The sequence below is a fragment of the Micromonospora peucetia genome (assembly GCF_900091625.1).
GTDB lineage: Bacteria > Actinomycetota > Actinomycetes > Mycobacteriales > Micromonosporaceae > Micromonospora > Micromonospora peucetia.
This window is the reverse complement of sequence record NZ_FMIC01000002.1, coordinates 1,680,330-1,705,754: the sequence shown is the minus strand read 5'-3', so window position 1 is coordinate 1,705,754 and position 25,425 is coordinate 1,680,330. Positions and strand designations below refer to the sequence as shown.

The following is a 25,425-nucleotide window of genomic DNA, read 5'->3' as shown; positions in this document are numbered from 1 at the left end:
AATATCCGTTTTTGCTCCACGTTGTTCCGTAAGCTCGCCCCATGACGGGACCAGACCAGGCGGTCGGCGTGGAGGCCGCCGAGGACGACGCGGCCGAACTCATCGCCCAGCTCAAGGATCTGGCCGGCGCGGATCCCGCCGAAGTTCGTCAGGTGGTGGCCGAGGTGCTGGCCGCCCTGGACCGCGCCGCCGGCGGCGCGCTGCGCGAGCACCTGCCGGAGGCGATCCGGCACGACGCCGGTCTGGACGCGACCGCCTCCGCCCGGCACTGACGCCCCACCCGACGCCCGCCCGGCGCCCCACCCGACCTCGGCCGGCGCCCCACCCGACCTCGGCCGGCGCGATTCCGGCAAGTTAGGTACCCCTGCTCCGGCCCGGTTATCGCGTCGGTCATAGACTCCCACCGTCTGGCTTGTGAAGGATTTCACGAGCGTGCGGGAGGGAGGCGCGGATGACCGCAGTGGAGCATGACGCCGACGTGATTGTCGTGGGCGCCGGTCCCGGTGGGTCGGCTACCGCGTACCACCTGGCTCAGCACGGCGTACGGGTGCTGCTGCTGGAGAAGACCGAGTTTCCCCGGGAGAAGGTCTGCGGCGACGGGCTGACCCCGCGCGCGGTGCGACAGCTGATCCGGATGGGCGTCGACACCTCGCCCGAGGCGGGCTGGCTGCACAACCGGGGCCTGCGGGTGATCGGCGGCGGCGTCCGGCTGGAGCTGGACTGGCCCGACCTGGCGAGCTTCCCCAACTACGGCCTGGTGCGCACCCGGCTCGACTTCGACGACCTGCTCGCCCGACGGGCCGTCGAGGCCGGGGCCGACCTGCGTACCGGCGTGAACGTCATCGGCCCGGTGCTGGGCCCGGACGGCCGGGTCACCGGCGTCGAGGCGGAGGTCGGCCCGGGCAAGGAGCCCGCCACCTTCCACGCCCCGCTGGTCGTCGCGGCCGACGGGGTCTCCGGCCGCTTCCCGCTCGCTCTCGGGCTGGCCAAGCGGGAGGACCGGCCGATCGGCGTCGCCGTCCGGCGCTACTACCGCTCGCCGGCCAAGCACGACGACAACTACCTGGAGTCCTGGCTGGAGTTGCGCAGCAAGGACAGCGGCGACAACCTGCTGCCCGGGTACGGCTGGATCTTCGGGCTGGGTGACGGCCGGGTCAACGTCGGCCTCGGCGTGCTCAACTCCTCGTCCGCCTTCGGCAAGACCAACTACCGCCGGCTGCTCACCGACTGGCTGGCCAACACGCCCGCCGACTGGGGCATGACCGACGAGGCGAACGCGGAGGGCCCGATCCTCGGCGCCGCCCTTCCCATGGGGTTCAACCGGGTGCCGCACTACACCCGTGGCGTGATGCTGGTCGGCGACTCCGGCGGCATGGTCAACCCGTTCAACGGCGAGGGCATCGCGTACGCGATGGAGTCCGGCGAGTTGGCCGCGGAGGTCGCCGTGCAGGCGCTCGCCCGTCCGGCCGGCGCGGACCGGGAGCGTGCCCTGGCGGCGTACTCGACGGAGTTGAAGGCCCGCTTCGGCGGCTACTACCGGCTCGGCGGCATCTTCGTGAAGCTCATCGGCCGCCCCGAGATCATGCGGATGGCCACGAAGCACGGGATGCCCCACCCGATGCTGATGCGCTTCGTGCTCAAGCTGCTGGCCAACCTGACCGACCCCCGGGACGGGGACGCGATGGACCGCGTCATCAACGCGATGACGAGGGCGGCACCAGCCGTGTGACGACCGGGCGCGCGGCTGGCGACGGCCACGGGCCAGGACAGATCGACCCCCGCCGGCAGCCGTCGCGCGGGACGTGAATAGTGTGATTTTTTGTCAAGGACCAGGGGCAGGGAAGGACGAGCAGGAGAATACGATGTCGCTCTCGCCTTACGCACCGATCATCGGGCTGTTCGCCCTCGCCGCGGGGTTCGCGCTGTTCTCCGTGGCCGCCGCCCGCTTCGCCGGTCCCCGGCGTTACAACAAAGCCAAGCTCGAGGCGTACGAGTGCGGCATCGAGCCCAGCCCGCAGCCGGTCGGCGGCGGCCGGTTCCCGATCAAGTTCTATCTGACGGCGATGCTCTTCATCGTCTTCGACATCGAGATCATCTTCCTCTTTCCCTGGGCGGTCTCGTTCGACGCCCTGCCGATCTTCGGCTTCGTGGAGATGGTCCTGTTCATCGTCGCGGTCTTCGTCGCGTACGCCTATGTCTGGCGGCGTGGCGGCCTGGACTGGGACTGAGGGAGGAACCTCAGATGGGTATCGAGGAGAAGCTTCCCGCCGGTGTCCTGCTCACCTCGGTGGAGAAGCTGGTCAACTGGTCGCGGAAGACGTCGGTCTGGGGGGCCACCTTCGGCCTGGCCTGCTGCGCGATCGAGATGATGGCCGCCGGTGGCCCGCACTACGACATGGGTCGCTGGGGCATGGAGGTCTTCCGGGCCTCGCCCCGACAGGCCGACCTGATGATCGTGGCCGGCCGGGTGAGCCAGAAGATGGCCCCGGTGCTGCGCCAGATCTACGACCAGATGGCGGAGCCCCGCTGGGTCATCTCGATGGGTGTCTGCGCCAGCAGCGGCGGCATGTTCAACAACTACGCCATCGTCCAGGGCGTCGACCACATCGTCCCGGTCGACATGTACCTTCCCGGCTGCCCGCCCCGGCCCGAGATGCTCATCGACGCGATCCTCAAGCTGCGCGAGAAGATCGGGCACGAGCCGCTCGGTCCGAACGGCCGCAAGATGCTCGAGGCGCGCCAGGCCCGTGGCGACATCCCGGCCGTCCCCTACGGCTCGATGCCGTCGTCCTACCGGAGCGACAAGGCCCGGCGGGCCGAGTGGACCAAGGCGGTCCGTGAGGGCCGCGAGGAGCAGTTGCGGATCGAGAACTGGATGAAGGCCCAGAACCACCTTCAGCACGGAGGGTCGCGGTGAACGCGAGGAGTGCGGCGGAGCGGAGCCCCGCAGCCGCGAACGGAGGGCGGGCCCAGTGACCGCGCCCAACGACGGCGGCGTGCCGGTACCGGTGACGCCGGCCGGCGCCACCAGCGGAGCACCCGCCGAGTATCCCCCGGCCAGCCCGGCCGGCCGGGGCATGTTCGGCAACCAGGGCTCCGGAGACGTGTCCGGCTTCGGCGGCCTCGTCCGCCGGCGCCAGACCATCGAGGACGCCCCCCGGCCGTACGGGAGCTACTTCGACGAGGTCCGCGACGCGTTGGAGGAGGCGTACCCCGCCTTCGGCGACGCCATCGAGAAGGTCGTGGTCGACCGGGGCGAGCTGACCCTGCACATCCGCCCGGAGCGGATCGCCGAGGTCTGCCAGGTGATGCGGGACGACATGGCGCTCCGCTTCGAGCTCTGCTCGTCGGTTTCCGGGGTGGACTACCTCGGCGCCGACGCCCGTCGCCTGCACGTCGTCTACCAGCTCACCTCGATGACCTACCGTCGCACGGTGCGGCTGGAGGCCGCGGTCTCCGTCGAGGAGCCGCACCTGCCGAGCGTCACGTCGATCTACCCGACGGCGGACTGGCAGGAGCGCGAGGCGTACGACATGTTCGGCATCGTCTTCGACGGCCACCCCAACCTGACCCGGATCCTCATGCCGGACGACTGGGAGGGGCACCCCCAGCGCAAGGACTACCCGCTCGGCGGCGTGCCGGTCGAGTACAAGGGCGCTGCGATCCCGCCGCCGGACCGGAGGAGGTCCTACCAGTGAGCACGTCGAACTACGCCAGCGAGCGCGACACCACCGAGGGCAGGGTCTTCACCGTCACCGGTGGCGACTGGGACAGCGTCGTCTCGGGGACCGACCCGATCAACGACGAGCGGATCGTCGTCAACATGGGTCCGCAGCACCCGTCGACGCACGGTGTGCTCCGGCTGGTCCTCGAGCTGGAGGGCGAGACGGTCCGCGAGGCCCGCGCGGTCGTCGGCTACCTGCACACCGGCATCGAGAAGAACCTCGAATACCGCAACTGGATCCAGGGCAGCACGTTCGTGACCCGGATGGACTACCTCGCCCCGATCTTCAACGAGACGGGTTACGCGCTGGCGGTGGAGAAGCTGCTCGGCATCGAGGAGCAGATCACCGAGCGGGCGAACACCATCCGGGTCCTGATGATGGAGCTGAACCGGATCTCGTCGCACCTGGTCTGGGTGGCCACCACCTGCATGGAGCTGGGCGCGATCAACGTCATGCTCTACGGCTTCCGCGAGCGTGAGTACATCCTGGAGATCTTCGAGATCATCACCGGCCTGCGGATGAACCACGCGTACGTCCGGCCGGGCGGCGTCGCCCAGGACGTGCCGGACGAGGCGATCGTCAAGATCCGCGAGTTCCTGAAGCTGCTGCCGAAGCGGCTCAAGGAATACGAGAACATGCTCTCCGGGCAGCCGATCTGGCTCGAGCGGACGAAGAACGTCGGCGTGCTCGACGTGACCGGCTGCGTCGCGCTCGGCGTGACCGGCCCGGTGCTGCGTTCCGCCGGCCTCGCCTGGGACCTGCGCAAGACCATGCCGTACTGCGGCTACGAGACGTACGAGTTCGACGTGCCGACGCACACCGACGGCGACGTGTGGGGCCGCTACCTGGTCCGGCTCGCCGAGATGCGGGAGTCGCTCAAGCTCGTCGAGCAGGCGTTGGACCGGCTCCGGCCGGGCCCGGTGATGGTGGCCGACAAGAAGATCGCCTGGCCGGCGCAGCTCGCCATCGGCGTCGACGGCATGGGCAACTCGCTGGAGCACGTCGCGAAGATCATGGGTCAGTCGATGGAGTCGCTGATCCACCACTTCAAGCTCGTCACCGAGGGCTTCCGGGTGCCGCCGGGTCAGGTCTACGTCGGCATCGAGTCGCCCCGCGGCGAGCTGGGTGTGCACGCCGTCTCCGACGGTGGCACCCGGCCCTACCGGGTGCACTACCGGGAGCCGAGCTTCGTCAACCTCCAGGCCCTCCCGGCGATGGCCGAGGGCGGCCTGATCGCCGACGTGATCGCCGGTGGGGCTTCGCTGGACCCCGTGATGGGTGGTTGTGACCGATGAGCGTTTTTACTGACGAGACCCGCGAACGGGCACGGGAGATCATCGCCCGTTACCCGGCCGACCGGTCCCGGTCGGCGCTGCTGCCGCTGCTGCACCTCGTGCAGTCCGAGGAGGGCTACGTCTCCCCGGCCGGCGTGGCGTTCTGCGCCGAGGTGCTGGGCCTGAACAAGGCCCAGGTCGGTGCGGTCGCGACCTTCTACACCATGTACAAGCGCCGGCCGACCGGCGACTACCTGGTGAGCGTCTGCACCAACACGATGTGCAACGTGCTCGGTGGCCAGGAGGTCTACGACACCCTCTCCGAGCACCTCGGGGTGGGGCACGACGAGACCACCGCCGACGGGAAGATCACCCTGGAGCACGCCGAGTGCCTGGCGGCCTGCGACTACGGCCCGGTGATGACCGTCAACTACGACTTCTTCGACGGGGTGGACCCGCAGGCCGCGCGCGGCGTGGTCGACGAGCTGCGTGCCGGGGGCCGGCCGATGCCGACCCGGGGCGCCCGGCTCTGCACCCTCAAGGAGATGGCGGTCCAGCTCGCCGGCTTCGCCGACGAGCGGGAGGGCGCGGTCGCCGACGGCGGGCCGGGAGAGCCCACCCTGCGAGGGCTGCGGCTGGCCCAGGAGCACGGCATCTCGGTGCCGGGCTTCGACCCGAACACCCCGATCCGGAGCAAGGCCGAGGCCGACAAGGCCGCCGCCGAGGCGAAGGCCAGGAGCGAGGCCGCCGCGAAGCCGGCCCCCGAGGCCGTCCCGGCCGTGAGCGGCAAGGCCACCACCTCGGGTACGGCGCGCAACGCGGGCGTCGGTGAGCCGGCCCCCGCCGCCGAGGCGGCCGGCAGCACCACCCGGGACGTCAAGGCGCCGGACGACAAGTCGCCCGAGGTGCGGGCCGCCGAGACGCGGCAGCCGGACGCGGCGACCGCCGTGCCGGACGCCCCCGGGACCAAGATCCCGGTGGACGGCGCGCCGCCGGCTCCCAGCGACGCGCAGGAGGCGGAGGCCGCCGGTGTGGCGGCCAACGCGCCGGCCGGCGACGGCAAGCCCGCCGGCGACGAGGCCGGGGCACAGCAGCGCAACCTCAAGGAAGCCGAGGCGGGGACGGGCGCCGCTGGCGCGGGCTCCGCCGCCGCGAGCGAGACAGGGGTCCAGAAGTGACCACTCCCCGGCCGGAGACCCTGGCCAAGCTGACGCCGGTCCTCACCAAGCGCTGGCTGTCGCCGGACGCCTGGCGGATCGGCACCTACGAGAAGCTCGACGGCTACGCGGCCCTGCGTAAGGCGCTCAAGGCGCACCCGGACGACCTGATCCAGCTGATCAAGGACTCCGGCCTGCGCGGTCGCGGCGGCGCAGGCTTCCCGGCCGGTCTGAAGTGGGGATTCATCCCGCAGGGCGACGGCAAGCCGCACTACCTCGTGGTCAACGCCGACGAGGGGGAGCCGGGCACCTGCAAGGACCTCCCGCTGATGACGCACGACCCGCACGCGCTCGTCGAGGGCGTGATCATCGCGTCGTACGCGATCCGGGCCAACCGCGCCTACATCTACATCCGCGGCGAGGCGGTACACGCCGCGCGCCGGCTGCGCAACGCCGTACGGGAGGCGCAGGCCAAGGGCTACCTCGGCCGGAACATCCTCGGCAGCGGGTTCGACCTGGAGCTGGTGGTGCACTCGGGCGCCGGGGCGTACATCTGTGGCGAGGAGACCGCGCTGCTGGACTCGCTGGAGGGCTTCCGGGGCCAGCCCCGGCTGCGCCCGCCGTTCCCGGCCACCCACGGCCTGTACGCGAGCCCGACCGTGGTCAACAACGTCGGCACCATCGCCAGCGTGCCGTACATCGTGCTGGGCGGCGCCGACTGGTGGAAGACCATGGGCACGGAGAAGTCGTCCGGCCCGATGATCTACTCGCTCTCCGGCCGGATCGTCAACCCGGGCCAGTTCGAGTGCGGCATGGGCGTGACCCTGCGGGAGCTGATCGAGCTGGCCGGCGGCATGCAGCCCGGCCACAACCTGAGGTTCTGGACCCCGGGTGGCTCCTCGACGCCGCTGCTCGCCGCCGAGCACCTGGACGTGCCGCTGGACTTCGAGGGGGTGGCTGCGGCCGGCTCGATCCTCGGCACCACGGCCACCCAGATCTTCTCCGACCAGGACTGCCCGGTCTACGCGACCTACCGGTGGCTGGAGTTCTACCACCACGAGTCGTGCGGCAAGTGCACCCCGTGCCGCGAGGGCAACTACTGGATGGTCCGGGTCTACCGGCGGATCCTCGCCGGCCAGGGCACCCACGAGGACCTGGACACCCTGCTGGACACCTGCGACAACATCCTCGGCCGCTCGTTCTGCGGTCTGGGTGACGGTGCGACCAGCTCGGTGACCTCCTCGTTGAAGTACTTCAAGCAGGACTACCTCGACTACATCGAGGGACGTACCGCGCCGAAGCTGTCGGACAAGCAGCTGGTTGGAGCGCACTAATGACTGACGTCGTCAAGCAGACCGATACCGTCACGCTCACCATCGACGGCGTCGAGGTCACCGCCCCCAAGGGGGCGCTCCTGATCCGGGTCGCCGAGCAGTTGGGCACCGAGATCCCCCGGTTCTGCGACCACCCGCTGCTGGCCCCGGCCGGCGCGTGCCGGCAGTGCCTGGTCGAGGTGGAGGGGCAGCGCAAGCCGGTCGCCTCCTGCACCCAGACCGTCGCCGACGGCATGGTGGTACGCACCCAGCTCACCTCCAGCGTCGCCAAGAAGGCGCAGGAGGGGGTCATGGAGCTGCTGCTGCTCAACCACCCGCTCGACTGCCCGATGTGTGACAAGGGCGGCGAGTGCCCGCTGCAGAACCAGGCCATGTCGACCGGCCGCGCCGACTCGCGGTTCCACGAGCACAAGCGGGAGTATCCGAAGCCGTTGCCGATCAGCACGCAGGTGCTGCTCGACCGCGAGCGCTGCGTGCTCTGCCAGCGCTGCACCCGGTTCTCCGACGAGATCGCCGGCGACAAGTTCATCGACCTGATGGGCCGGTCGTCCGCCGAGGAGATCAACATCTACCGGGACGAGGACTACGGCGTAGGGGCGGACACCGGCTGCGGCGGCTCTGCCTCCGCCGGCACCGGCTGTGCGTGCCATGCCGGCTCGGCCTCCGCCGACGCTCCGGCTGTCTCCGGGGATGTGCCCTTCAACTCGTACTTCTCCGGGAACACGGTGCAGATCTGCCCGGTCGGCGCGCTGACCGGCACCCAGTACCGGTTCCGGGCCCGGCCGTTCGACCTGGTCTCCTCCCCGAGCGTCTGCGAGCACTGCTCGGCCGGCTGCGCCCAGCGCACCGACTGGCGCCGCGGCAAGGTGCTGCGCCGGCTGGCCGGCGACGACCCGGCGGTGAACGAGGAGTGGAACTGCGACAAGGGGCGGTGGGGCTTCCAGTACGCCCGCGCCTTCGACCGGCTCACCACGCCTCTGGTCCGCGACGAGCAGACCGGCGAGCTGCGTGAGGCGGCGTGGAGCGAGGCGCTGGCCGTCGCCGCCGAGGGGCTGCGCGCGGCGCGGGACGGCGGGCGGGGCACGGCGGTGCTGACCGGCGGCCGGCTGACCGTCGAGGACGCCTACGCGTACGCGAAGTTCGCCCGGGTCGCCCTGAACACCAACGACATCGACTTCCGGGCCCGGCCGGTCTCCCGCGAGGAGACCGACTTCCTGGCCAGCTCGGTCGCCGGGGTCACCGACGTCACGTACGCCGACGTGGAGAAGGCGCCGGCCGTGGTGCTGGTCGGCCTGGAGCCGGAGGAGGAGTGCCCCATCCTCTTCCTGCGGCTGCGCAAGGCGTACCTGAAGAAGAAGCTGACGGTGTACGCGCTCGCGCCGTTCGCCACCCGCGGCCTGGAGAAGCTCGGGGCCAAGCTGGCCCGGGTGGTGCCGGGCGAGGAGGCGACCGTGCTCGCCGAGCACGCGACGGTCGCCGAGGCGCTCAGCGCCGAGGGCGCGATCCTGATCGTCGGCGAGCGGCTGGCCAGCGTGCCGGGCGGGCTCTCCGCGGCGGCGGACGTGGCCCGGCGTACCGGCGCGAGGCTGGCCTGGGTGCCGCGGCGCGCGGGTGACCGCGGTGCGGTCGACGCGGGCTGCCTGCCCAACCTGCTTCCCGGTGGCCGCCTGGTCAACGAGCCGGCCGGCCGGGCCGAGCTCGGTGAGGCGTGGGACATCGCGGCCGGGGTGATCCCGAGCCAGGCCGGCCGGGACACCGACGGCATCCTCGCCGCCGCCGCCGGCGGTCAGCTAGGCGCGCTGGTGGTGGCCGGGGTCGACCCGGCCGACCTGGCCGACCCGAGGCTGGCCGAGGCGGCCCTGGACGAGGTGCCGTTCCTGGTCAGCCTGGAGCTGCGGATGAGCGCGGTGGCCCGGCGGGCCGACGTGGTCTTCCCCGTCGCCCCGGTGGCCGAGAAGGCCGGCAGCTTCCTGGACTGGGAGGGCCGGCTGCGTACCTTCGAGGCGGTGCTGCACACCGCCGCGATGACCGACGGCCGGGTGCTCGACGCGCTCGCCGCGCAGCTCGACGTGCAGCTCGGCACCGGCGACGTGCTCAGCGTCCGCCGTGAGCTGGGTGCGCTGCCGCGGACCCGCACCGACCGTCCCGCCGCCCCGTCGGTGGAGCCGGCCGCAGTGCGGGAGCCGGGTGCCGGTGAGGCGGTGCTCGCCACCTGGCACCAGCTGATCGACCTGGGCAGCCTCATCGACGGCGACGAGTACCTCGCCGGCACCGCCCGCCCGCCGGTGGTCCGGCTGGGCAAGGGCACCGCGGAGGCGCTCGGCGTCGCCGACGGTGACCCGGTGACGGTGGGCACCGACCGGGGGGCGCTGACCCTGCCGGTGGAGATCACCGAGATGCCGGACGGCGTCGTCTGGTTGCCGACCAACTCGCCCGGCTCGACCGTGCGGCGCAGCCTCGGCGCGACGTCCGGAGCGGTCGTGCGGATCTCCGCCGCCGCGGTCGCCGCCGACGCGGCCGACCGCCCGGGCCCGCTCCTCAACGCAGGGGGTGTACAGCAGTGAACGCGGTCTACCTGGCCCAGGATCCGACGCTGGCCGACTTCGGCCGGGACCCCTGGTGGTTGGTCCTCGGCAAGATCGTCTTCGCGTTCGTCGTCGCCGTGCTGGCCACGCTGCTCGGCGTCTGGTTCGAGCGCCGGGTCGTGGGCCGCATGGCGGTGCGGCCCGGCCCCAACCAGGCCGGCCCGTTCGGCCTGCTGCAGACCCTCGCCGACGGCCTGAAGCTGGCCTTCAAGGAGGACATCCTCCCGCGGACCGCCGACAAGGTCGTCTTCTTCTTCGCTCCGGTGATCTCGGTGGTCTGCGCGGTCACCGCGCTCTCGGTGATCCCGTTCGGGCCGATGGTCAGCATCTTCGGGCACCGGACGCCGCTGCAGGTCACCGACGTGCCGGTGGCGGTGCTGGTGGTGCTGGCCTTCTCCTCGCTGGCCGTGTACGGCATCGTGCTCGGCGGCTGGGCCAGCGGCTCCACGTACCCGCTGCTCGGCGGCCTGCGCTCCGCCGCTCAGCTGGTCTCGTACGAGGTCGCCATGGGCCTGAGCGTCGTCGCGGTCTTCATGACCGCCGGCACCATGTCGACCAGCGGGATCGTCGCCGCCCAGGGCGACGGCACCCGGCTGAGCATCGGGGGCTTCGAGGTTCCGGCCCCCGGCTGGTACGCGCTCCTGCTGCTCCCCAGCTTCATCATCTTCTTCATCGCCATCGTCGGTGAGACGAACCGGGCGCCGTTCGACCTGCCCGAAGCGGAGTCGGAGCTGGTGGCGGGCTTCCAAACGGAGTACAGCTCGCTGAAGTTCGCGCTCTTCATGCTCAGCGAGTACGTCGCGATGGTGACGATGTCGGCGTTCACCGTGACGCTCTTCCTCGGCGGCTGGCACGCGCCGTGGCCGATCACCTCCATCTGGGCGGGCGCCAACTCCGGCTGGTGGCCGATGCTGTGGTTCTTCGCCAAGGTCGTCATGCTCGTCTTCGTCTTCGTCTGGCTGCGGGGCACGCTGCCCCGGCTGCGCTACGACCAGTTCATGCGCTTCGGCTGGAAGGTCCTGCTCCCGATCAACCTGGTCTGGATCCTGGTCCTGGCCGGTCTGCGCTCGATCGAGGACTGGGACTCGCGCGGCAAGCTGATCGCCGTCGGCATCCCCGCTGGCCTCCTGCTGCTCGCCACGCTGCTCTGGCCGAGCCGGAAGAAGCAGCCGAAGCCGACGGTCCAGGAGCAGGTCAACAGCCGGCCGCACGGCAGCTTCCCGCTGCCCCCGATGGACCTGCAGGTACCACCGAGCCCGCGCACGAGGCGCGTGGTCGCCGAGCGGGAACCGGCCAACATCGCCGCCGGCCCGGACTCCAGGGAGGTGTGACGTGGGCGCGATCACCGGAACGTTCAAGGGATTCGGTGTCACCTTCTCGCACATGTTCAAGAAGGTCATCACCACCGACTACCCGTTCAAGCCGCCGGTGTCGGCGCCGCGCTACCACGGGCGGCACATCCTCAACCGGCACCCGGACGGGCTGGAGAAGTGCATCGGCTGCGAGCTGTGCGCCTGGGCCTGCCCGGCGGACGCCATCTACGTCGAGGGCGGCGACAACACCGACGAGCAGCGCTTCTCGCCGGGTGAGCGGTACGCCAGCATCTACCAGATCAACTATGCCCGTTGCATCTTCTGCGGGCTCTGCATCGAGGCCTGCCCGACCCGTTCGCTCACCATGAGCAACGAGTACGAGCTGGCCCGGGACAACCGGCAGGATCTGATCTTCACGAAGGAGCAGCTGCTCGCGCCACTGCTGGAGGGCATGGAGCAGCCGCCGCACCCGATGCGACTCGGCGACAGCGAGAAGGACTACTACGTCGGCGCGCTCACCAACCCGGGCACCTCGGCCGGCGCGGAGCACTCGGCCAACAACCCGGGCCGGTACCAGGTGGAGGAGCACCCCGGGGTGACCTTCCCCGGCGCCGAGCAGCACGCCCAGCGGGCGGCGGCAGCCAAGGGGGACGGAGCATGACCACGCAGACGGTGCTCGCCGCGGCGGGCGGGGTCTCCGGTGGGGAACAGGTGACGTTCTGGATCCTGGCCCCGCTGGCGCTGATCGGCGGAATCGGGATGGTCGCGGCGCGCAACGCCGTGCACTCGGCGCTCTGGCTGGTGCTGACCATGCTCTGCCTGGGCGTGTTCTACGTGCTCCAGGCCGGGCCGTTCATCGGCATGGTGCAGATCATCGTCTACACCGGCGCCATCATGATGCTGTTCCTGTTCGTGCTGATGCTGGTCGGCCGCGACGCCTCCGACTCGCTGATCGAGACGCTACGTGGCCAGCGGGTCGCAGCGCTGCTGCTGGCGCTCGGCTTCGCCGGCCTGGTCGGCACCGGCCTCTACCGAGGCCTGGACGGCGTCACCGCGGTCGGCCTGGCCGAGCCGAACGCCGAGGGCAACGTGCAGGGCATCGCCCGGCTGCTGTTCACCAAGTACGTCTTCGCCTTCGAGCTCACCTCGGCGCTGCTCGTCACGGCCGCGATCGGTGCGATGGTGCTGGCCCACCTCGAGCGGCGCAAGGAAGACAAGCTGGACCAGCCGAAGACGATGCGGGCGCGCTTCGCCCCGGGCAACTACCCGGGCCCGAAGCCCGGCCCGGGTGTCTTCGCGACCTCCTCCTCCGTGGCCACCCCGGCCCGGCTGCCCGACGGCCGGCTGTCCGAGCGGAGCACCCCGGACATCCTGCCGGTGCGCGAGCTCACCGACCGGGAAACCTCGCTGAAGGGGACGGACCGGTGAGCGCGAGGAGTGAGCTGGCGAGCCCCGCAGTCGCGAACGAAAGGTGGGCCCGGTAATGGGCGAGTTCTTCTCGGTCGAGCCGAACTACTACCTGATCCTGGCCGCGGTGCTGTTCACCATCGGCGCTGCCGGTGTGCTCGTCCGACGCAACGCGATCGTGTTGTTCATGTGCATCGAGCTGATGCTCAACGCGGCCAACCTGACGCTGGTCACCTTCAGCCGGATCAACGGTGACCTCAACGGCCAGATCATGGCGTTCTTCGTGATGGTGGTGGCGGCGGCCGAGGTCGTGGTCGGGCTCGCGATCATCATGGCGATCTTCCGGACCCGACGCTCCGCGAGCGTCGACGACGCCAACCTGCTGAAGTACTGAGGGGTCCTGCGGTGGGAACGATTCTGACGAACGCCCCGGCTGAGCCGGTGGGCACCGTCGCCTACGCGACGGCGGACGGGCTGCTGGGCAGCGTCTGGCTGCTGGTGGCGATTCCGCTGGTCAGCGCGGTGGTCCTGCTGCTGCTCGGCCGGCGGGCGGACCGCTGGGGGCACTGGCTCGGGGTGGCTGCCATCGGCGCCGCGTTCGTGCTGGGCCTGACCTACTTCCTCCAGCTGCGTGGCCTGGAGAACAAGTCGGTCGAGCTGAGCCTGTGGGACTTCATCATGGTCGGCGACCTGCGGGTGGACTTCGGTCTGCTGTTCGACCCGCTGGCCGCCGTCTTCGTGCTGCTGATCACCGGGGTGGGCTTCCTGATCCACCTCTACGCGGTCGAGTACATGGCGCACGACCCGGGACGCCGGCGGTTCTTCGCCTACTTCAACCTGTTCGTCGCCGCCATGCTGCTGCTGGTGCTCGGCAACAACTACGTGATGCTCTACTTCGGCTGGGAGGGCGTCGGTCTGGCGTCGTACCTGCTGATCTCCTTCTGGTACGAGCGGCCCAGCGCCGCCACGGCCGGCAAGAAGGCGTTCCTGATGAACCGGGTCGGCGACGCCGGCCTGGCGATCGGCATCTTCATCATGTTCGCCACCCTCGGCACCACCCAGTACGACGAGGTCTTCAACGGGGTCGGCTCGCTGACCGCGACCACGGTGCTGGTGCTCGGCCTGCTGCTGCTGCTCGGCGCGACCGGCAAGTCCGGCCAGTTCCCGCTCCAGGCGTGGCTGCCGGACGCGATGGAGGGCCCGACCCCGGTGTCGGCGCTCATCCACGCCGCCACCATGGTCACCGCCGGTGTCTACCTGATCGCCCGGTCGAACCCGATCTTCTCGGCCAACACCACCCTCCAACTGGTGGTGGTGAGCGTCGGCGCGCTGACGCTGCTGATCGGCTGTGTCATCGGCGCGGCCAAGGACGACATCAAGCGGGTGCTGGCCTGGTCGACGGTGAGCCAGATCGGCTACATGTTCCTCGGCGTCGGTCTCGGCGGCGGAGCGTACGCGCTGGCGATCGTTCACCTGCTGGCGCACGGCTTCTTCAAGGCCAACATGTTCCTCGGCGCCGGCTCGGTCATGCACGGCATGAACGACCAGGTCGACATCCGCCGCTTCGGCGGGCTGTCGAAGTACATGAAGATCACCTGGATCACCTTCATGATGGGCTGGCTCGCCATCATCGGCATGTTCCCGTTCTCCGGCTTCTTCTCCAAGGAGCCGATCATCGTGGCCGCGTTCGAGCGGGACGACTGGACGGCCTGGCTCTTCGGCATGGCCGCGCTGGCCGGCGCCGGGCTCACCGCGTTCTACATGACCCGGCTCTTCGTGCTCACCTTCCACGGGCCGAAGCGCTGGACGGAGGACATCGAGCACCCGCACGAGTCGCCGAAGCTGATGACCATTCCGCTGATCCTGCTCGGCGTGGGTTCGGTCGGGGCCGGCTTCCTGCTCGCCACCTCGGTGCCGGACTGGCTGACGGCCACCGCCGGGCTGGGCGGCCAGGAGGCGGAGCACCACGCGGTGCTCTCGCACACCGTGATCACCGTGCTGTCGCTGCTGGTCACCGTCGTCGGCGCGGGCCTGGCCTGGTTCCTGTTCCGCAAGGGCACGGCCATCGCGCCGCAGCCGGCCGGTGTGGTGGTCACCGCCGCCCGACGCAACCTCTACACGGACGCGTTCAACGAGGCGATCTTCGAGAAGCCGGGCATCTTCCTCACCCGGGCACTGGTCTACCTGGACAACCGGGGCATCGACGGGCTGGTCAACGGCCTCGCGGCGGGGATCGGTGGCGGCTCGGCCCGGCTCCGGCGGCTCCAGACGGGCTTCGTCCGGTCGTACGCCACCTCGATCCTGACCGGCGCGCTGCTGGTCGTGGCGGCGTTCCTGGCCGTCCAGGCGGGGTGGCTGACGTGATCGACCTGTTCCAGGCGGCCGTCACCGGCGGACCGCGCAGTGACGACGGAGGTAAGGCCGCATAATGTCCGACTTCCCGTTCCTCTCGGTGCTCACCGTGGCACCGCTGGTCGGTGCCCTGGTGGTGGCCTTCCTGCCGCGCAGCCGGCCGGAGCTGGCCAAGCAGGTGGCGCTCGGTTGGTCGCTGCTGGTGCTGGTGCTGTCGGTGGTCATGTGGGTGACCTTCAAGGTCGGCGGTGACCGCTTCCAGTTCCGCGAGTCCTACGCGTGGATCCCGAACTGGGGCGTCAGCTTCACCTTCGCCGCCGACGGCATCGCGCTGGTGATGCTGATGCTGATCGCGGTGCTCGTGCCGCTGGTGATCCTGGCGTCCTGGCACGACGCCGAGTCGTCCAAGCGTTCGGTGCCCGTCTACTTCGCCCTGCTGCTCGTCCTCGAGTGCACGATGATCGGCGTCTTCGCCGCCGCCGACGTCTTCCTGTTCTACGTGTTCTTCGAGGTCATGCTGGTGCCGATGTACTTCCTCATCGGCAGCTACGGCGGCCACCAGCGGCAGTACGCGGCGGTGAAGTTCTTCCTCTACTCGCTGGTCGGCGGCCTGTTCATGCTCGCCGCGGTGATCGGCCTGTGGGTGGTCGGCGGAAAGACCTTCGACTGGCAGGCGCTGTCCCAGGTGGACATCTCCAACGGCACGGAGCGCTGGCTGTTCCTCGGCTTCTTCCTCGCGTTCGCCATCAAGGCGCCGTTCTTCCCGTTCCACACCTGGCTGCCGGACGCCGGTGGTGCGGCTCCGGCGGGCGCGGCGGCGCTGCTGGTCGGCGTGCTCGACAAGGTCGGCACCTTCGGCATCCTGCGCTACTGCCTGCCGCTGTTCCCGGACGCGGCCAAGTGGTTCGCCCCGTGGGCGCTGGCGCTGGGCGTGATCGGCATCATCTACGCCGCGCTGCTGGCGGTCGGCCAGAACGACCTGAAGCGGCTGGTGTCGTACACCTCGATCGCGCACTTCGGTTTCATCGGGGTGGGCATCTTCGCCTTCACCACCCAGGCCGGCACCGGCGCGGTGCTCTACATGGTCAACCACGGGCTCGCCACCGGCCTGCTCTTCCTGGTGGTGGGCATGCTCATCACCCGGCGCGGCTCGGCGCTGATCAGCGACTTCGGCGGCGCCGGCAAGCTGGTGCCGCTCCTGGCCGGGGTGCTCTTCTTCGCCGGTCTGGCCTCGCTCGCGCTGCCCGGCACCGCGCCGTTCGTCTCCGAGTTCCTGGTGCTGATCGGCACGTTCACGGTGAACAAGCCGGTCGCCGTGATCGCGACGCTCGGCATCATCCTGGCGGCCGCGTACGTGCTGTGGATGGTGCAGCGCACCACCCAGGGCACGCTCAACCCGGCGTTGACCCAGATCGACGGCATGCGGCGTGACCTGAACCTGCGCGAGAAGTTCGTGGTCGCCCCGCTGATCGCGCTGATCGTGCTGTTCGGCTTCTACCCGAAGCCGGTCATCGACGTGATCAACCCGGCCGTGCAGGCGACCATGCAGGACGTCGGCAGGACCGACCCCGCCCCGACCTCGGGCGGCACAGTCCAGGAGGCGGCCAAGTGAGCCCCGCAGTCGTGAACGAAAGGCCGGCCCAGTGACCGAGCTGAAACTGCCGTCGATCGACTACGCGGCACTCGCGCCAACCCTGATCATGCTGGGCGCCGCGTTGCTCGGCGTGCTGGTCGAGGCGTTCGTGCCCCGCCGGCTCCGGCATGCGGTCCAGCTGTCGATGGCCCTGCTGGCGGTGCTCGCCGCGCTGACCATGGTGGTGCTGTCCGCCGACGTACGGAAGATCACCATCGGTGGGGCGATCGCGGTGGACGGGCCGACGCTCTTCCTCCAGGGCGCGATCCTGGTCCTCGCCGCGATGGCGCTGCTGCTCATCGGTGAGCGCTCGGTGGAGCGGGGCGGGGCGTTCGTCGCCCAGGCCGCGGTGACCGCCGAGTCGGCCGACGACCGGCGGCAGGCCGAGGGCAAGAACGGCCTCACCGAGGTCTACCCGCTGACCACGTTCGCGATCGGCGGCATGCTGATCTTCGTGGCGGCGAACGACCTGCTGACCATGTTCATCGCGCTCGAGGTCTTCTCGCTGCCGCTGTACCTGCTCTGCGCGCTGGCCCGCCGCCGGCGGCTGCTGAGCCAGGAGGCCGCGCTGAAGTACTTCATGCTCGGCGCGTACGCCTCGGCCTTCTTCCTGTTCGGCGTGGCCCTGATCTACGGCTTCACGGCGGGCATCCCCGGCCGGCCGGCGGGCGTCGACTTCGCCACCATCGACGCCGCCGTCGCGAACTCCCCGGCCAGCCCGGTGCTGCTCTTCGCCGGCATGGCGCTGATCGCCATCGGCCTGCTCTTCAAGGCGGCTGCCGCCCCCTTCCACGTCTGGACGCCGGACGTCTACCAGGGCGCGCCGACCCCGGTCACCGGCCTCATGGCCGCCTGCACGAAGGTCGCCGCGTTCGGCGCCCTGCTGCGGGTATTCCACGTCGCCTTCGACGGGGCCCGGTGGGACTTCACCCCGGTGCTCGGCGTGGTGGCGGTGCTGACCATGCTGGTCGGCGCGGTGCTGGCGGTCACCCAGACCGACATCAAGCGGCTGCTGGCCTACTCCTCGATCGCCAACGCCGGCTACCTGCTGGTCGGCGTGCTGGCCCCGGGGGCCGGTGGCATCTCCGGCACGATGTTCTACCTGGTCGCGTACGGCTTCTCGGTGCTCGCCGCGTTCGCCGTGGTGACCCTGGTGCGGGACGCCGACGGGGAGGCCACCCACCTGTCCCGGTGGGCCGGGCTGGGGCGGCGCTCGCCGTTCTACGCCGGGATCTTCACCTTCATCCTGCTGGCCTTCGCCGGTATCCCGCTGACCAGCGGCTTCACCAGCAAGTTCGCGGTCTTCGCCCCGGCGCTCGACGGCGGGCACGCGTGGTTGGTGATCGCCGGCGTGCTGACCAGCATGGTGCTGGCCTTCCCGTACCTGCGGGTCGTGGTGATGATGTGGCTCTCCGAGCCGAGCGAGTCGACGCCGACCGTCGCGGTGCCCGGCGGGCTGACCTCGGCCGCGCTGATGATCGGCGTGCTCGCCACGCTGATCCTCGGTATCGCCCCCGCGCCGCTGCTCGACCTGGCCACAGGCGCCGCCGAATTTGTCAGATGACCGACGCGCGGGCCCCCGAGGGCCGGTACGCCACGGCGTGCCGGCCCTCGGGCCGTATCCCCCGTCCCGGGCAGGTCGGAGGGGTGTGGCATGGTTGATGGCGTGGTGAATCCGGCTGGCGAGCGTTCAGGTGCCCCCGGGTCCGGCGGCCGTCGGACCAGGGTGAGCACGAGTCAGTTCGGCGCGCTCGGCCTCTATCTCGCCGACCCCCGCGTCGAGGCGTCCGTGCTGGGCCTGTTGGAGGGCGTCGAGACCGAGCTGTGGGCGAGCGTGGCCAGCGCCGACCCGTTCGTCACGGAGGCCGCCCGGCACCTCGTGGAGGCCGGCGGCAAGCGGTTCCGGCCGCTGCTGGTGGCGCTGGGCGCGCAGTTCGGCGATCCGACCAGGGCGCAGGTCGTACCGGCTGCGGTGGTGATGGAGCTCACCCACCTGGCGACGCTCTACCACGACGACGTGATGGACGAGGCCGCCGTGCGTCGGGGAGCGCAGAGCGCCAACTCGCGGTGGACCAACTCGGTCGCCATCCTCGTCGGAGACTACCTCTTCGCCCGCGCCGCCGACATCGCCGCCGACCTGGGCATCGACGCCGTACGCCTACAGGCGCGCACCTTCGCCCGGCTGGTGCACGGCCAGATCGCCGAGACCGTCGGCCCCCGCCCCGGCGACGACCCGGTGGCCCACTACCTTGACGTGATCGCGGGCAAGACCGGCTCGCTGATCGCCACCTCGGCCCGCTTCGGCGGCATGTTCGGCGGTGCCTCCCCGGAGCACATCGAGGCGCTGGCCGGCTACGGCGAGACCATCGGCGTCGCCTTCCAGCTCTCCGACGACCTGCTCGACATCGCCTCGGAGTCGACGGAGTCGGGCAAGACACCCGGCACCGACCTGCGCGAGGGCGTGCCGACCCTGCCGGTGCTCTACGCGCTCGGCTCGGACGACGCCGACGCCGCCTCGGTGCGGCTGCGGGAGATCCTGGCGACCGGCCCGCTGACCGACGACGCCCTGCACGCCGAGGCGCTCGGCCTGCTCCGCGAGAGCCCGGCGCTGAAGCGGGCCCGGGAGACGGTCCGCGGCTATGCCGAGGAGGCCCGGGCGCAGCTCACGCCGCTGCCCGAGGGCCCGGCCCGCAGCGCCCTCGAATCCCTCTGCGACTACATCGCCGACCGCACCAGCTGAGCCTCACCCGGGCCGCCCGGCGGCCTGGTGGAACCGCCTGGCTCGTCCCGCGAGGTAACGGTCGGCGCCGACCGGTCGGGCCCGCTCAGCGGTGGGCGAGCATCCGGCTGCCGGTGAGCATCAGGGCGGCGGCCAGCAGCATCGATCCTGCGGACACGATCCACATCGTCGGGTAGCCGGCGTGCGCGGCCACCGCGCCGAGGCCGAGCGGGCCGAGGCAGCCGCCCGCGTACACCCCGGTCTGGGTGATCGAGGTGGCGGCGGCCGGGGCCTGCGGGTGCAGCCGGACCACCGCGAAGGTCATCAGGCCCGGCCACGCCCAGCCCAGGCCGAAGCCGAGTAGCACGCCGGCCACCAGCGGCACCGATCCGGCCACCGCGAGCAGGCCCAGCCCGGCCGCGCCGACCACGAGCATGCCGGCGACGAGGGTGACGTGCCCGGTGGCGCGACGGTCCGCGAGCCAGCCGACGGAGACCCGGGCGGCGACGCAGACCGCGCTGCCCAGGGTCAGGGTCAGCCCGGCCAGCCCGGGTGACAGCCCCCGGTCGGCGGAGGAGTCGACCACGAAGGTGCCGAGCGCGTTCGCGGCGGCTGCGGCGAAGGTCCCGGCGGCCCCGACCACCACCAGGGCCGCGGTGGCGCGGCCGGCACGGGTGGGGGCGGCCGTCCGGGTGGGGCGCGGCTCCCGCGTCGGTACGGCCGGCAGCGCCGCCAGGGCCGCGCCGGCAGCCGCCACGAACGCCCAGCGCCAGCCGGCCGTCAGCGCCACGGTCGGCACCGCCGCCCCGGCCAGCAGGGTGGCGACGGGGATGGCGGCCTGCTTCACCCCGAACGACAGCCCCTGCCGCCGGGCCGGCACGTGCCGGGCGAGGGTGGCGTTGCTGGCGAGCTGGCCGAGGGCGTTGGCGGTGCCGGCGAGCGCGAGCAGCCCGAGCAGGACCGGGTACGAGCGGGCAGCCGCCGCCACCGCCAGCAGACAGGCGGCGGAGAGCAGGATGCCGGCACGGGCCACCACGGCCGGCCCGTGCCGCTCGGCGAGGACACCGGAGGGCACCGAGGCCAGCGCGCTCACGCCGAAGTAGACCGACACGGCCAGGCCCAGGCCAGCCGGGGAGAAGCCCAGGTCCTCGCTGATCTGCACGGCGAGGCCGCCGAGCAGGAAGACCGGCAGGACGCAGGCGATGGTGACGGCGACGGCCCCGGTGGCGGCCCGGACCGGCCGGGGCCCGGTGCTGCCCGGGGCGGGCGGTAGCGCGGTGTCGGTCATGGTCCGGCAAACCTACGCGAGCCGGGATCGCGTCACGGAACGTGCCTGTCGCGGCACATCCCGTTCATGATGATCTGGCATCCTCCACCCGAACAGGCATTTCGCACCGGGCCTGTTTTTCATATGGTGTAAGTCCCCGGCGGCGGAGGTGGTTGTGCGCGACCCCTTGGCGGAACCTTCGGACCTCATCCGGAGTGTGTCCCGCGCGCTACGAGTGCTCGAGTCGGTCGGTCGCGCCCCGAAAGGGCTGACCGTCAAGCAGATCGCCCGGCGCTGTGAGCTGACCGTGGCGACGACCTACCACCTGGTCCGCACCCTCGCCTACGAGGGCTACGTGATCCGGCGCGAGGACGGCACGTACATCGTGGGCCTGGAGGTGGCCGACCGCTACCGCGAACTGGTGACGGCGTTCCGGGGGCCGCCCGCGGTCGGCGAGAGCCTGCGCCGGGCCGCCATGGACACCGGCTACAGCCACTACCTCGGCCGGTTCGTGGGCGGCCAGGTGGCGGTCACGGCCGTGACCGAGGGCCCCCGTTCGCCGTACCTGGAGGACCTGGTACCCGGGTTCGACGAGGGGGCGCACGCGACCGCCCTCGGCAAGGCCCTGCTCGCCACGTTGACCGCCGAGCAGCGCTTCCGCTACCTGCGCGACTACGGCATGCGTCCGTTCACCTCCGCCACCCTGACCACCGCCGAGGCGTTCGAGGCCGACCTGGCCGCTGGGGACCGGCGGGGCATGCAGTTGGAGCTGGGGCAGTTCCGGCAGGGCGTGGCCTGTGCCGCGGTGCTGGTCAGTCCCGACAAGGACATGGAGCGTCGGGTGGTGCTGGCCTGTGCGCTGCCGGCCGGCGAGATGATGACCTCCGCCCGGGCGGTCCGGGCGAAGCTGCTCACGATCGCCCGGGCGATCGCCGACAGCCTGGCCGCCGACAGCTGACCCCGACCGCCCCTGTTGTGTTGGTGGCGGTCCGGCGCCGGCCCGCCCGAGGAGAGGTCAGCTGCCGATCGGGCCGCCGTCCAGGCGCCAGGTGACCACCACGCCCGGCTTTGCGTAGTCGCCGTCCGGCCAGTTCGAGGCCGGCCGCTCGACCGACGCCCCGCTGAGCTCGCCCGGGTGCTGCACCGCCACGAAGACCGAGCGGTTGTCCCCGGTGATGAACGGGCCGCAGGCCTCCGCGCCCACCGGCACGGTGAGGAACTGCTTCAGGTGACCCCGCTCCGGCCCCTCCACGGCCGTGGCGAACAGGCCGTCGTTGCTGCCCAGCGCGTTGCCGTCGGTGGAGATCCAGAGATTCCCGGTGGCGTCGAAGGCCACGTTGTCCGGGCAGGAGATCGGGGAGACCTTCGTCTTGTCGTACCCGGCGAAGAAGGTCGACGGGTCCGTCGGGTCACCGGCGACGATCGGCAGCGACCAGGCGAAGGCCTCGCCCGCGTTGTCGCCGCGGTCCTCGACCAGCTCCAGCACCTGGCCGTGCTTGTTGAGGTTGCGCGGGTTGGCCTCGTCGGCGGCCGGCTTGCCGGCCCTGCCCCGGTCGGTGTTGTTGGTCAGCGCCACGTACACCTTGCCGGTGAGCAGGCTCGGCTCGACGTCCTCCGGGCGGTCCATCTTGGTCGCCCCGACCCGGTCGCCGGCGAGCCGGGTGAAGGTGAGCACGTCGGCGGCGGTCATCCCGTCGACGTACGAGCGGTTGCCGCCGACCAGCCTGATCCACCGGCCCCGGCCGTTGAACGCGCCGTCGGACGGGAGCCTGCCGGAACCGTCGATCTCGCCGGCGCTGGTCTCGTCGAGCCTGGCGACGTAGAGGGTGCCCGACTCCAGCAGGGTCAGGTTGTGCCGGCGGGCGACCCGGGAGTTGCCCTTCATGAACTTCTTGTCGGAGACGAACTTGTACAGGTAGTCGAACCGCTCGTCGTCGCCCATGTACGCGACCACCTGCCCGCCCTTCGCCACGATGACGTTCGCGCCCTCGTGCTTGAACCGGCCCAGCGCGGTGTGCTTGCGTGGGCGGCTCTCCGGGTCGTACGGGTCGATCTCCACGATCCAGCCGTGCCGGTTGGCCTCGTTCGGGTGCTTCGCCAGGTCGAACCGCTCGTCGGCGCGCTCCCACTTGCGGCTGCCGCTCGGGTGACGGGTCGTGGTGGTGATCCCGTAGCGGGCCAGCTTCGGCTTGTCCGCCTCCGGCGCGCCGTCGCCGCCGACGAAGTACTGGTTGAAGTTCTCCTCGCCGGAGAGCACCGTGCCCCACGGGGTCACCCCGCCGGCGCAGTTGTTGAGCGTGCCGACGACCGTACGGCCCTTCGGGTCGGCGGCGGTCCTCAGGTGTGCCGAGCCGGCGGCCGGCCCGGTCAGCTCGAACTTCGTGGCCAGCGCGGTGACCCGCCGGTTGTACGGCCGCCGGCCCTTGGTGACCGGCCGCCACTGCCCGGCGCCGTCGACCCGCTCCAGCTCCACCACGGACATGCCGTGCGCGGCCATCGCGATCCGGAGCTGCTCGACGGTCAGCGCGTCCTGGCTCGTGAAGCCGGGGAACATCAGGTCCTCGTTGGTGTACTCGTGGTTGACCACGAGCAGCGCCCGCCGGCGGCCGTCCAGCGGCAGCACCCCGACGAAGTCGTTGTTGTAGCCGAACTGCCGGGCCTGGGCGGCGGCAGTCTGGGCGCGCACGTCGAACTCGGGGGCGCCCGGCACCACCGGATCACCCCAGCGGATGACGACGGCGTGGTCGTACCCGTTGGGCACGACGAGGCTGTCCAGGGTGTTCGGCGGGACCGGCTTGAAGGTCAACGCGCCGTTCCCGACGCCCCCGTCGGGCCGGCCGAAGCCGGCGGCCTCGGGGACCACGGGGGTGGCGGGCGCGGCCCCGGCGGGGGCGGCACCGGCCACCGCGCCGCCGAAGCCGAGGACCAGCGCGCCGACCGCGCCGGCCCGGACCACGCCACGCCGGGACACCTCCGCGTTCACCACGTCTGCGAAGTACGCGTTGTCGGAGGTGTTGGGCACCGGGTGGTCGCACGCGTTGCCGCACCGGTAGAGACAGGTCATGGCGTCGCGGCTGCCGTGGCGGGTGGCGCCCAGCAACGGAAGCAGCCGGGGACGGTCGCTCATGGAAGGAGCCTCCTGATGGGTGTCGGTGCACGCCGAACCAGCTGCTGGCGTGCGTACCCGCCGGACGCTAGGAGGGCACGGTGAGCGGTCGTCGGCGGTGGTATGAACCGGGCATGAACACCTCGGCCGGGAATCCCACGGCGACCTGCGGCTGAACCGTTCGGGGTGGCGGCACGTATTCCCGTGCGAACGCCACCGCCGGACTCGCGCCGACAGCGAGGAGACCGCCATCAGCGACCACGACGCCCAACTGCTCCGCGCGCTGCACGACGAGCACGCGGAGGCGCTGTACGCACACGCCCTGCGGCTGGTCAACGGCGACCGGCAGCGGGCCGAGGACCTGGTGCAGGAGACGCTGCTGCGGGCCTGGCGGCACCCGGAGTCGCTCGACCCGACCCGCGGCTCGGTCCGGGCCTGGCTCTTCACCACCACCCGCAACCTGGCCATCGACGCCTGGCGGCGCCGCTCCACCCGGGTCGGCGAGGTCTACACCGACGAGTTGCCCGAACCACCCGAGCCCGTGGACGAGGCGGAACGCGCGGTGGAGGCGTGGACCGTCGCCGAGGCGTTGAACCGGCTCAGCCCCACCCACCGGGAGGTGCTGGTCGAATGCTTCTACCAGGGACGGTCGGTGGCGGAGGCGGCCTCCCGGCTGGGCGTTCCCCCGGGCACCGTCAAGTCCCGGACCCACTACGCCCTGCGCTCACTACGGTTGGTCCTGGCCGAGATGGGGGTGACGGAATGACCCGGTGCGAGTTCGCGCACGACGACGGCGCGTACGTGCTGGGTGCCCTGGCCCCCGCCGAGCGGACGGCCTACGAGCGGCACCTCGCCGGCTGCGCCGCCTGCCGGCGGGCGGTCGCCGGGATCGCCGTCCTGCCCGGGCTGCTCGGCCGGCTCGACCAGGCCGGGCTGGAGCAGTTCCTGCCGCCGCCGGAGAACCCCCGGGTGCCCGAACTGCTCGCCGCCGCGCGGGAGCGCCGCCACCGGGAGCGGTCGGCCACCCGCCGACGGTACGCCCTCACCGCGCTCGCCGCCGCCGCGCTTGCCCTGGTCGTCGGCACCGCCGTCCTGCTGCCCCGCGAGGCAACCGTCCCGCCCCGGGACGACGTGCGGATGGTCGCCATGCAACCGGTCGCCGGAACGGTGCCGGTGCACGCCGAGATCGCCCTCAGCGGCACCGACTGGGGCGTCGAGGTGAAGATGCGCTGCGGGTACGACGCGAAGGCCGGGTACGCCAAGGCGTACCCCTTCCGGCTGGTGGCGTACGGCCCGGACGGCGCGACGGAGCAGATCGGATCCTGGCTCGCCGCCCCCGGCGACGACCTGCGGATAACCGGGGCCACCCGGTTCACCAACGCGGAGTTGGTCCGCCTGGAACTGCTCCGCTCCGACGGCACCCCCGTCCTCGCCTACGACGTCCCCTGACCCCGCGCTCCCGCGCTGCCCCGCGCTGCCCCGCGCTCCCGCGCTGCCCCGCGCTCCCGCGATCTTGCACTTTTGGCCCCGACATAAGGGTTAATCCCGGCAAT

General features: G+C 71.4%; 22 protein-coding genes. 20 read left to right on the top strand and 2 right to left on the bottom strand.

Annotation, left to right across the window (positions count from 1 at the left end):
• The first annotated feature begins 41 nt into the window (after window positions 1-41).
• The 17 genes from GA0070608_RS07970 (at window position 42) to GA0070608_RS07890 (ending at window position 19,520) form a co-directional block, all read left to right on the top strand.
• Complete coding sequence (locus GA0070608_RS07970; protein ID WP_091624270.1) at window positions 42-272, top strand: hypothetical protein; 231 nt, start codon at window positions 42-44, stop codon at window positions 270-272.
• A gap of 179 nt (window positions 273-451) precedes the next feature.
• Entirely contained in the window at window positions 452-1,729 is a 1,278-nt protein-coding gene (locus GA0070608_RS07965) for a geranylgeranyl reductase family protein (protein ID WP_091624268.1), read from the top strand.
• Between the two features lie 133 nt (window positions 1,730-1,862).
• Window positions 1,863-2,228 carry an NADH-quinone oxidoreductase subunit A gene (locus tag GA0070608_RS07960; protein WP_091624263.1) on the top strand — a complete coding sequence of 122 codons (366 nt, stop codon included), beginning with the start codon at window positions 1,863-1,865 and terminating at the stop codon, window positions 2,226-2,228.
• 14 nt (window positions 2,229-2,242) lie between these two features.
• Complete coding sequence (locus GA0070608_RS07955) at window positions 2,243-2,917, top strand: NuoB/complex I 20 kDa subunit family protein (RefSeq protein ID WP_091624260.1); 675 nt, start codon at window positions 2,243-2,245, stop codon at window positions 2,915-2,917.
• 55 nt (window positions 2,918-2,972) lie between these two features.
• A complete protein-coding gene (locus GA0070608_RS07950; RefSeq protein WP_091624256.1) occupies window positions 2,973-3,698 on the top strand; it encodes an NADH-quinone oxidoreductase subunit C in 726 nt (241 codons plus the stop codon).
• Complete coding sequence (locus GA0070608_RS07945) at window positions 3,695-5,020, top strand: NADH-quinone oxidoreductase subunit D (protein WP_091624253.1); 1,326 nt, start codon at window positions 3,695-3,697, stop codon at window positions 5,018-5,020. Before GA0070608_RS07950 ends, GA0070608_RS07945 begins: the two co-directional genes overlap by 4 nt.
• A complete protein-coding gene (gene nuoE / locus GA0070608_RS07940) occupies window positions 5,017-6,177 on the top strand; it encodes an NADH-quinone oxidoreductase subunit NuoE (RefSeq protein ID WP_091624250.1) in 1,161 nt (386 codons plus the stop codon). The genes GA0070608_RS07945 and nuoE overlap by 4 nt, the downstream gene beginning before the upstream one ends.
• The gene (gene nuoF, locus GA0070608_RS07935; protein WP_091624246.1) at window positions 6,174-7,490 is read left to right on the top strand and encodes an NADH-quinone oxidoreductase subunit NuoF; all 1,317 of its coding nucleotides are present in this window, start codon (window positions 6,174-6,176) and stop codon (window positions 7,488-7,490) included. The genes nuoE and nuoF overlap by 4 nt, the downstream gene beginning before the upstream one ends.
• Window positions 7,490-10,054 (top strand): NADH-quinone oxidoreductase subunit G, encoded by a 2,565-nt coding sequence (locus GA0070608_RS07930; RefSeq protein ID WP_091624243.1) that lies wholly within the window; start codon window positions 7,490-7,492, stop codon window positions 10,052-10,054. Before nuoF ends, GA0070608_RS07930 begins: the two co-directional genes overlap by 1 nt.
• Window positions 10,051-11,406, top strand: coding sequence for an NADH-quinone oxidoreductase subunit NuoH (nuoH, locus tag GA0070608_RS07925; RefSeq protein WP_091624240.1), 1,356 nt, complete (start codon window positions 10,051-10,053; stop codon window positions 11,404-11,406). Before GA0070608_RS07930 ends, nuoH begins: the two co-directional genes overlap by 4 nt.
• A gap of 1 nt (window position 11,407) precedes the next feature.
• Entirely contained in the window at window positions 11,408-12,049 is a 642-nt protein-coding gene (nuoI, locus tag GA0070608_RS07920; protein WP_091624236.1) for an NADH-quinone oxidoreductase subunit NuoI, read from the top strand.
• A complete protein-coding gene (locus GA0070608_RS07915) occupies window positions 12,046-12,816 on the top strand; it encodes an NADH-quinone oxidoreductase subunit J (protein ID WP_091624233.1) in 771 nt (256 codons plus the stop codon). The genes nuoI and GA0070608_RS07915 overlap by 4 nt, the downstream gene beginning before the upstream one ends.
• 55 nt (window positions 12,817-12,871) lie before the next feature.
• A complete protein-coding gene (nuoK, locus tag GA0070608_RS07910; RefSeq protein ID WP_091624228.1) occupies window positions 12,872-13,189 on the top strand; it encodes an NADH-quinone oxidoreductase subunit NuoK in 318 nt (105 codons plus the stop codon).
• 11 nt (window positions 13,190-13,200) lie between these two features.
• Window positions 13,201-15,159, top strand: a complete 1,959-nt coding sequence (gene nuoL, locus GA0070608_RS07905) for an NADH-quinone oxidoreductase subunit L (protein WP_176733664.1) — start codon at window positions 13,201-13,203, stop codon at window positions 15,157-15,159.
• Window positions 15,160-15,223: 64 nt separating this feature from the next.
• Window positions 15,224-16,759 carry an NADH-quinone oxidoreductase subunit M gene (locus GA0070608_RS07900; protein WP_091624224.1) on the top strand — a complete coding sequence of 512 codons (1,536 nt, stop codon included), beginning with the start codon at window positions 15,224-15,226 and terminating at the stop codon, window positions 16,757-16,759.
• A 31-nt stretch (window positions 16,760-16,790) separates the two neighbouring features.
• On the top strand, window positions 16,791-18,344 hold the full coding sequence (gene nuoN / locus GA0070608_RS07895) for an NADH-quinone oxidoreductase subunit NuoN (protein ID WP_091624219.1): 1,554 nt from the start codon (window positions 16,791-16,793) through the stop codon (window positions 18,342-18,344).
• Window positions 18,345-18,434: 90 nt separating this feature from the next.
• Entirely contained in the window at window positions 18,435-19,520 is a 1,086-nt protein-coding gene (locus GA0070608_RS07890; RefSeq protein WP_091624216.1) for a polyprenyl synthetase family protein, read from the top strand.
• Window positions 19,521-19,605: 85 nt separating this feature from the next.
• On the opposite strand, the gene GA0070608_RS07885 is transcribed toward GA0070608_RS07890, so the two are convergent.
• Window positions 19,606-20,787 (bottom strand): MFS transporter, encoded by a 1,182-nt coding sequence (locus GA0070608_RS07885; RefSeq protein ID WP_091624213.1) that lies wholly within the window; start codon window positions 20,785-20,787, stop codon window positions 19,606-19,608.
• A gap of 154 nt (window positions 20,788-20,941) precedes the next feature.
• Here GA0070608_RS07885 and GA0070608_RS07880 point away from each other — a divergent pair, with 154 nt between their 5' ends.
• Window positions 20,942-21,724 (top strand): IclR family transcriptional regulator, encoded by a 783-nt coding sequence (locus GA0070608_RS07880; protein ID WP_091624210.1) that lies wholly within the window; start codon window positions 20,942-20,944, stop codon window positions 21,722-21,724.
• A 57-nt stretch (window positions 21,725-21,781) separates the two neighbouring features.
• On the opposite strand, the gene GA0070608_RS07875 is transcribed toward GA0070608_RS07880, so the two are convergent.
• Window positions 21,782-23,893: a PhoX family protein gene (locus GA0070608_RS07875; RefSeq protein WP_091624207.1), complete on the bottom strand. Its 2,112-nt coding sequence runs from the start codon at window positions 23,891-23,893 to the stop codon at window positions 21,782-21,784.
• Between the two features lie 250 nt (window positions 23,894-24,143).
• Between GA0070608_RS07875 and GA0070608_RS07870 the strand changes: the two genes are divergently transcribed.
• Both GA0070608_RS07870 and GA0070608_RS07865 read left to right on the top strand, forming a co-directional pair.
• On the top strand, window positions 24,144-24,638 hold the full coding sequence (locus GA0070608_RS07870) for a sigma-70 family RNA polymerase sigma factor (RefSeq protein ID WP_245716082.1): 495 nt from the start codon (window positions 24,144-24,146) through the stop codon (window positions 24,636-24,638).
• Window positions 24,635-25,321, top strand: coding sequence for an anti-sigma factor family protein (locus GA0070608_RS07865; protein ID WP_091624201.1), 687 nt, complete (start codon window positions 24,635-24,637; stop codon window positions 25,319-25,321). Before GA0070608_RS07870 ends, GA0070608_RS07865 begins: the two co-directional genes overlap by 4 nt.
• Window positions 25,322-25,425: the final 104 nt, after the last annotated feature.

What these genes read in the sequence shown, in the direction of transcription:
- GA0070608_RS07970 (WP_091624270.1), top strand. Translation starts at nt 42, where the DNA reads ATGACGGGACCAGACCAGGCGGTCGGCGTGGAGGCCGCCGAGGACGAC.
- GA0070608_RS07965 (WP_091624268.1), top strand. Translation starts at nt 452, where the DNA reads ATGACCGCAGTGGAGCATGACGCCGACGTGATTGTCGTGGGCGCCGGT.
- GA0070608_RS07960 (WP_091624263.1), top strand. Translation starts at nt 1,863, where the DNA reads ATGTCGCTCTCGCCTTACGCACCGATCATCGGGCTGTTCGCCCTCGCC.
- GA0070608_RS07955 (WP_091624260.1), top strand. Translation starts at nt 2,243, where the DNA reads ATGGGTATCGAGGAGAAGCTTCCCGCCGGTGTCCTGCTCACCTCGGTG.
- nuoE (WP_091624250.1), top strand. Translation starts at nt 5,017, where the DNA reads ATGAGCGTTTTTACTGACGAGACCCGCGAACGGGCACGGGAGATCATC.
- GA0070608_RS07930 (WP_091624243.1), top strand. Translation starts at nt 7,490, where the DNA reads ATGACTGACGTCGTCAAGCAGACCGATACCGTCACGCTCACCATCGAC.
- GA0070608_RS07915 (WP_091624233.1), top strand. Translation starts at nt 12,046, where the DNA reads ATGACCACGCAGACGGTGCTCGCCGCGGCGGGCGGGGTCTCCGGTGGG.
- nuoK (WP_091624228.1), top strand. Translation starts at nt 12,872, where the DNA reads ATGGGCGAGTTCTTCTCGGTCGAGCCGAACTACTACCTGATCCTGGCC.
- GA0070608_RS07900 (WP_091624224.1), top strand. Translation starts at nt 15,224, where the DNA reads ATGTCCGACTTCCCGTTCCTCTCGGTGCTCACCGTGGCACCGCTGGTC.
- GA0070608_RS07890 (WP_091624216.1), top strand. Translation starts at nt 18,435, where the DNA reads ATGGTTGATGGCGTGGTGAATCCGGCTGGCGAGCGTTCAGGTGCCCCC.
- GA0070608_RS07885 (WP_091624213.1), bottom strand. Translation starts at nt 20,787, where the DNA reads ATGACCGACACCGCGCTACCGCCCGCCCCGGGCAGCACCGGGCCCCGG.
- GA0070608_RS07875 (WP_091624207.1), bottom strand. Translation starts at nt 23,893, where the DNA reads ATGAGCGACCGTCCCCGGCTGCTTCCGTTGCTGGGCGCCACCCGCCAC.
- GA0070608_RS07865 (WP_091624201.1), top strand. Translation starts at nt 24,635, where the DNA reads ATGACCCGGTGCGAGTTCGCGCACGACGACGGCGCGTACGTGCTGGGT.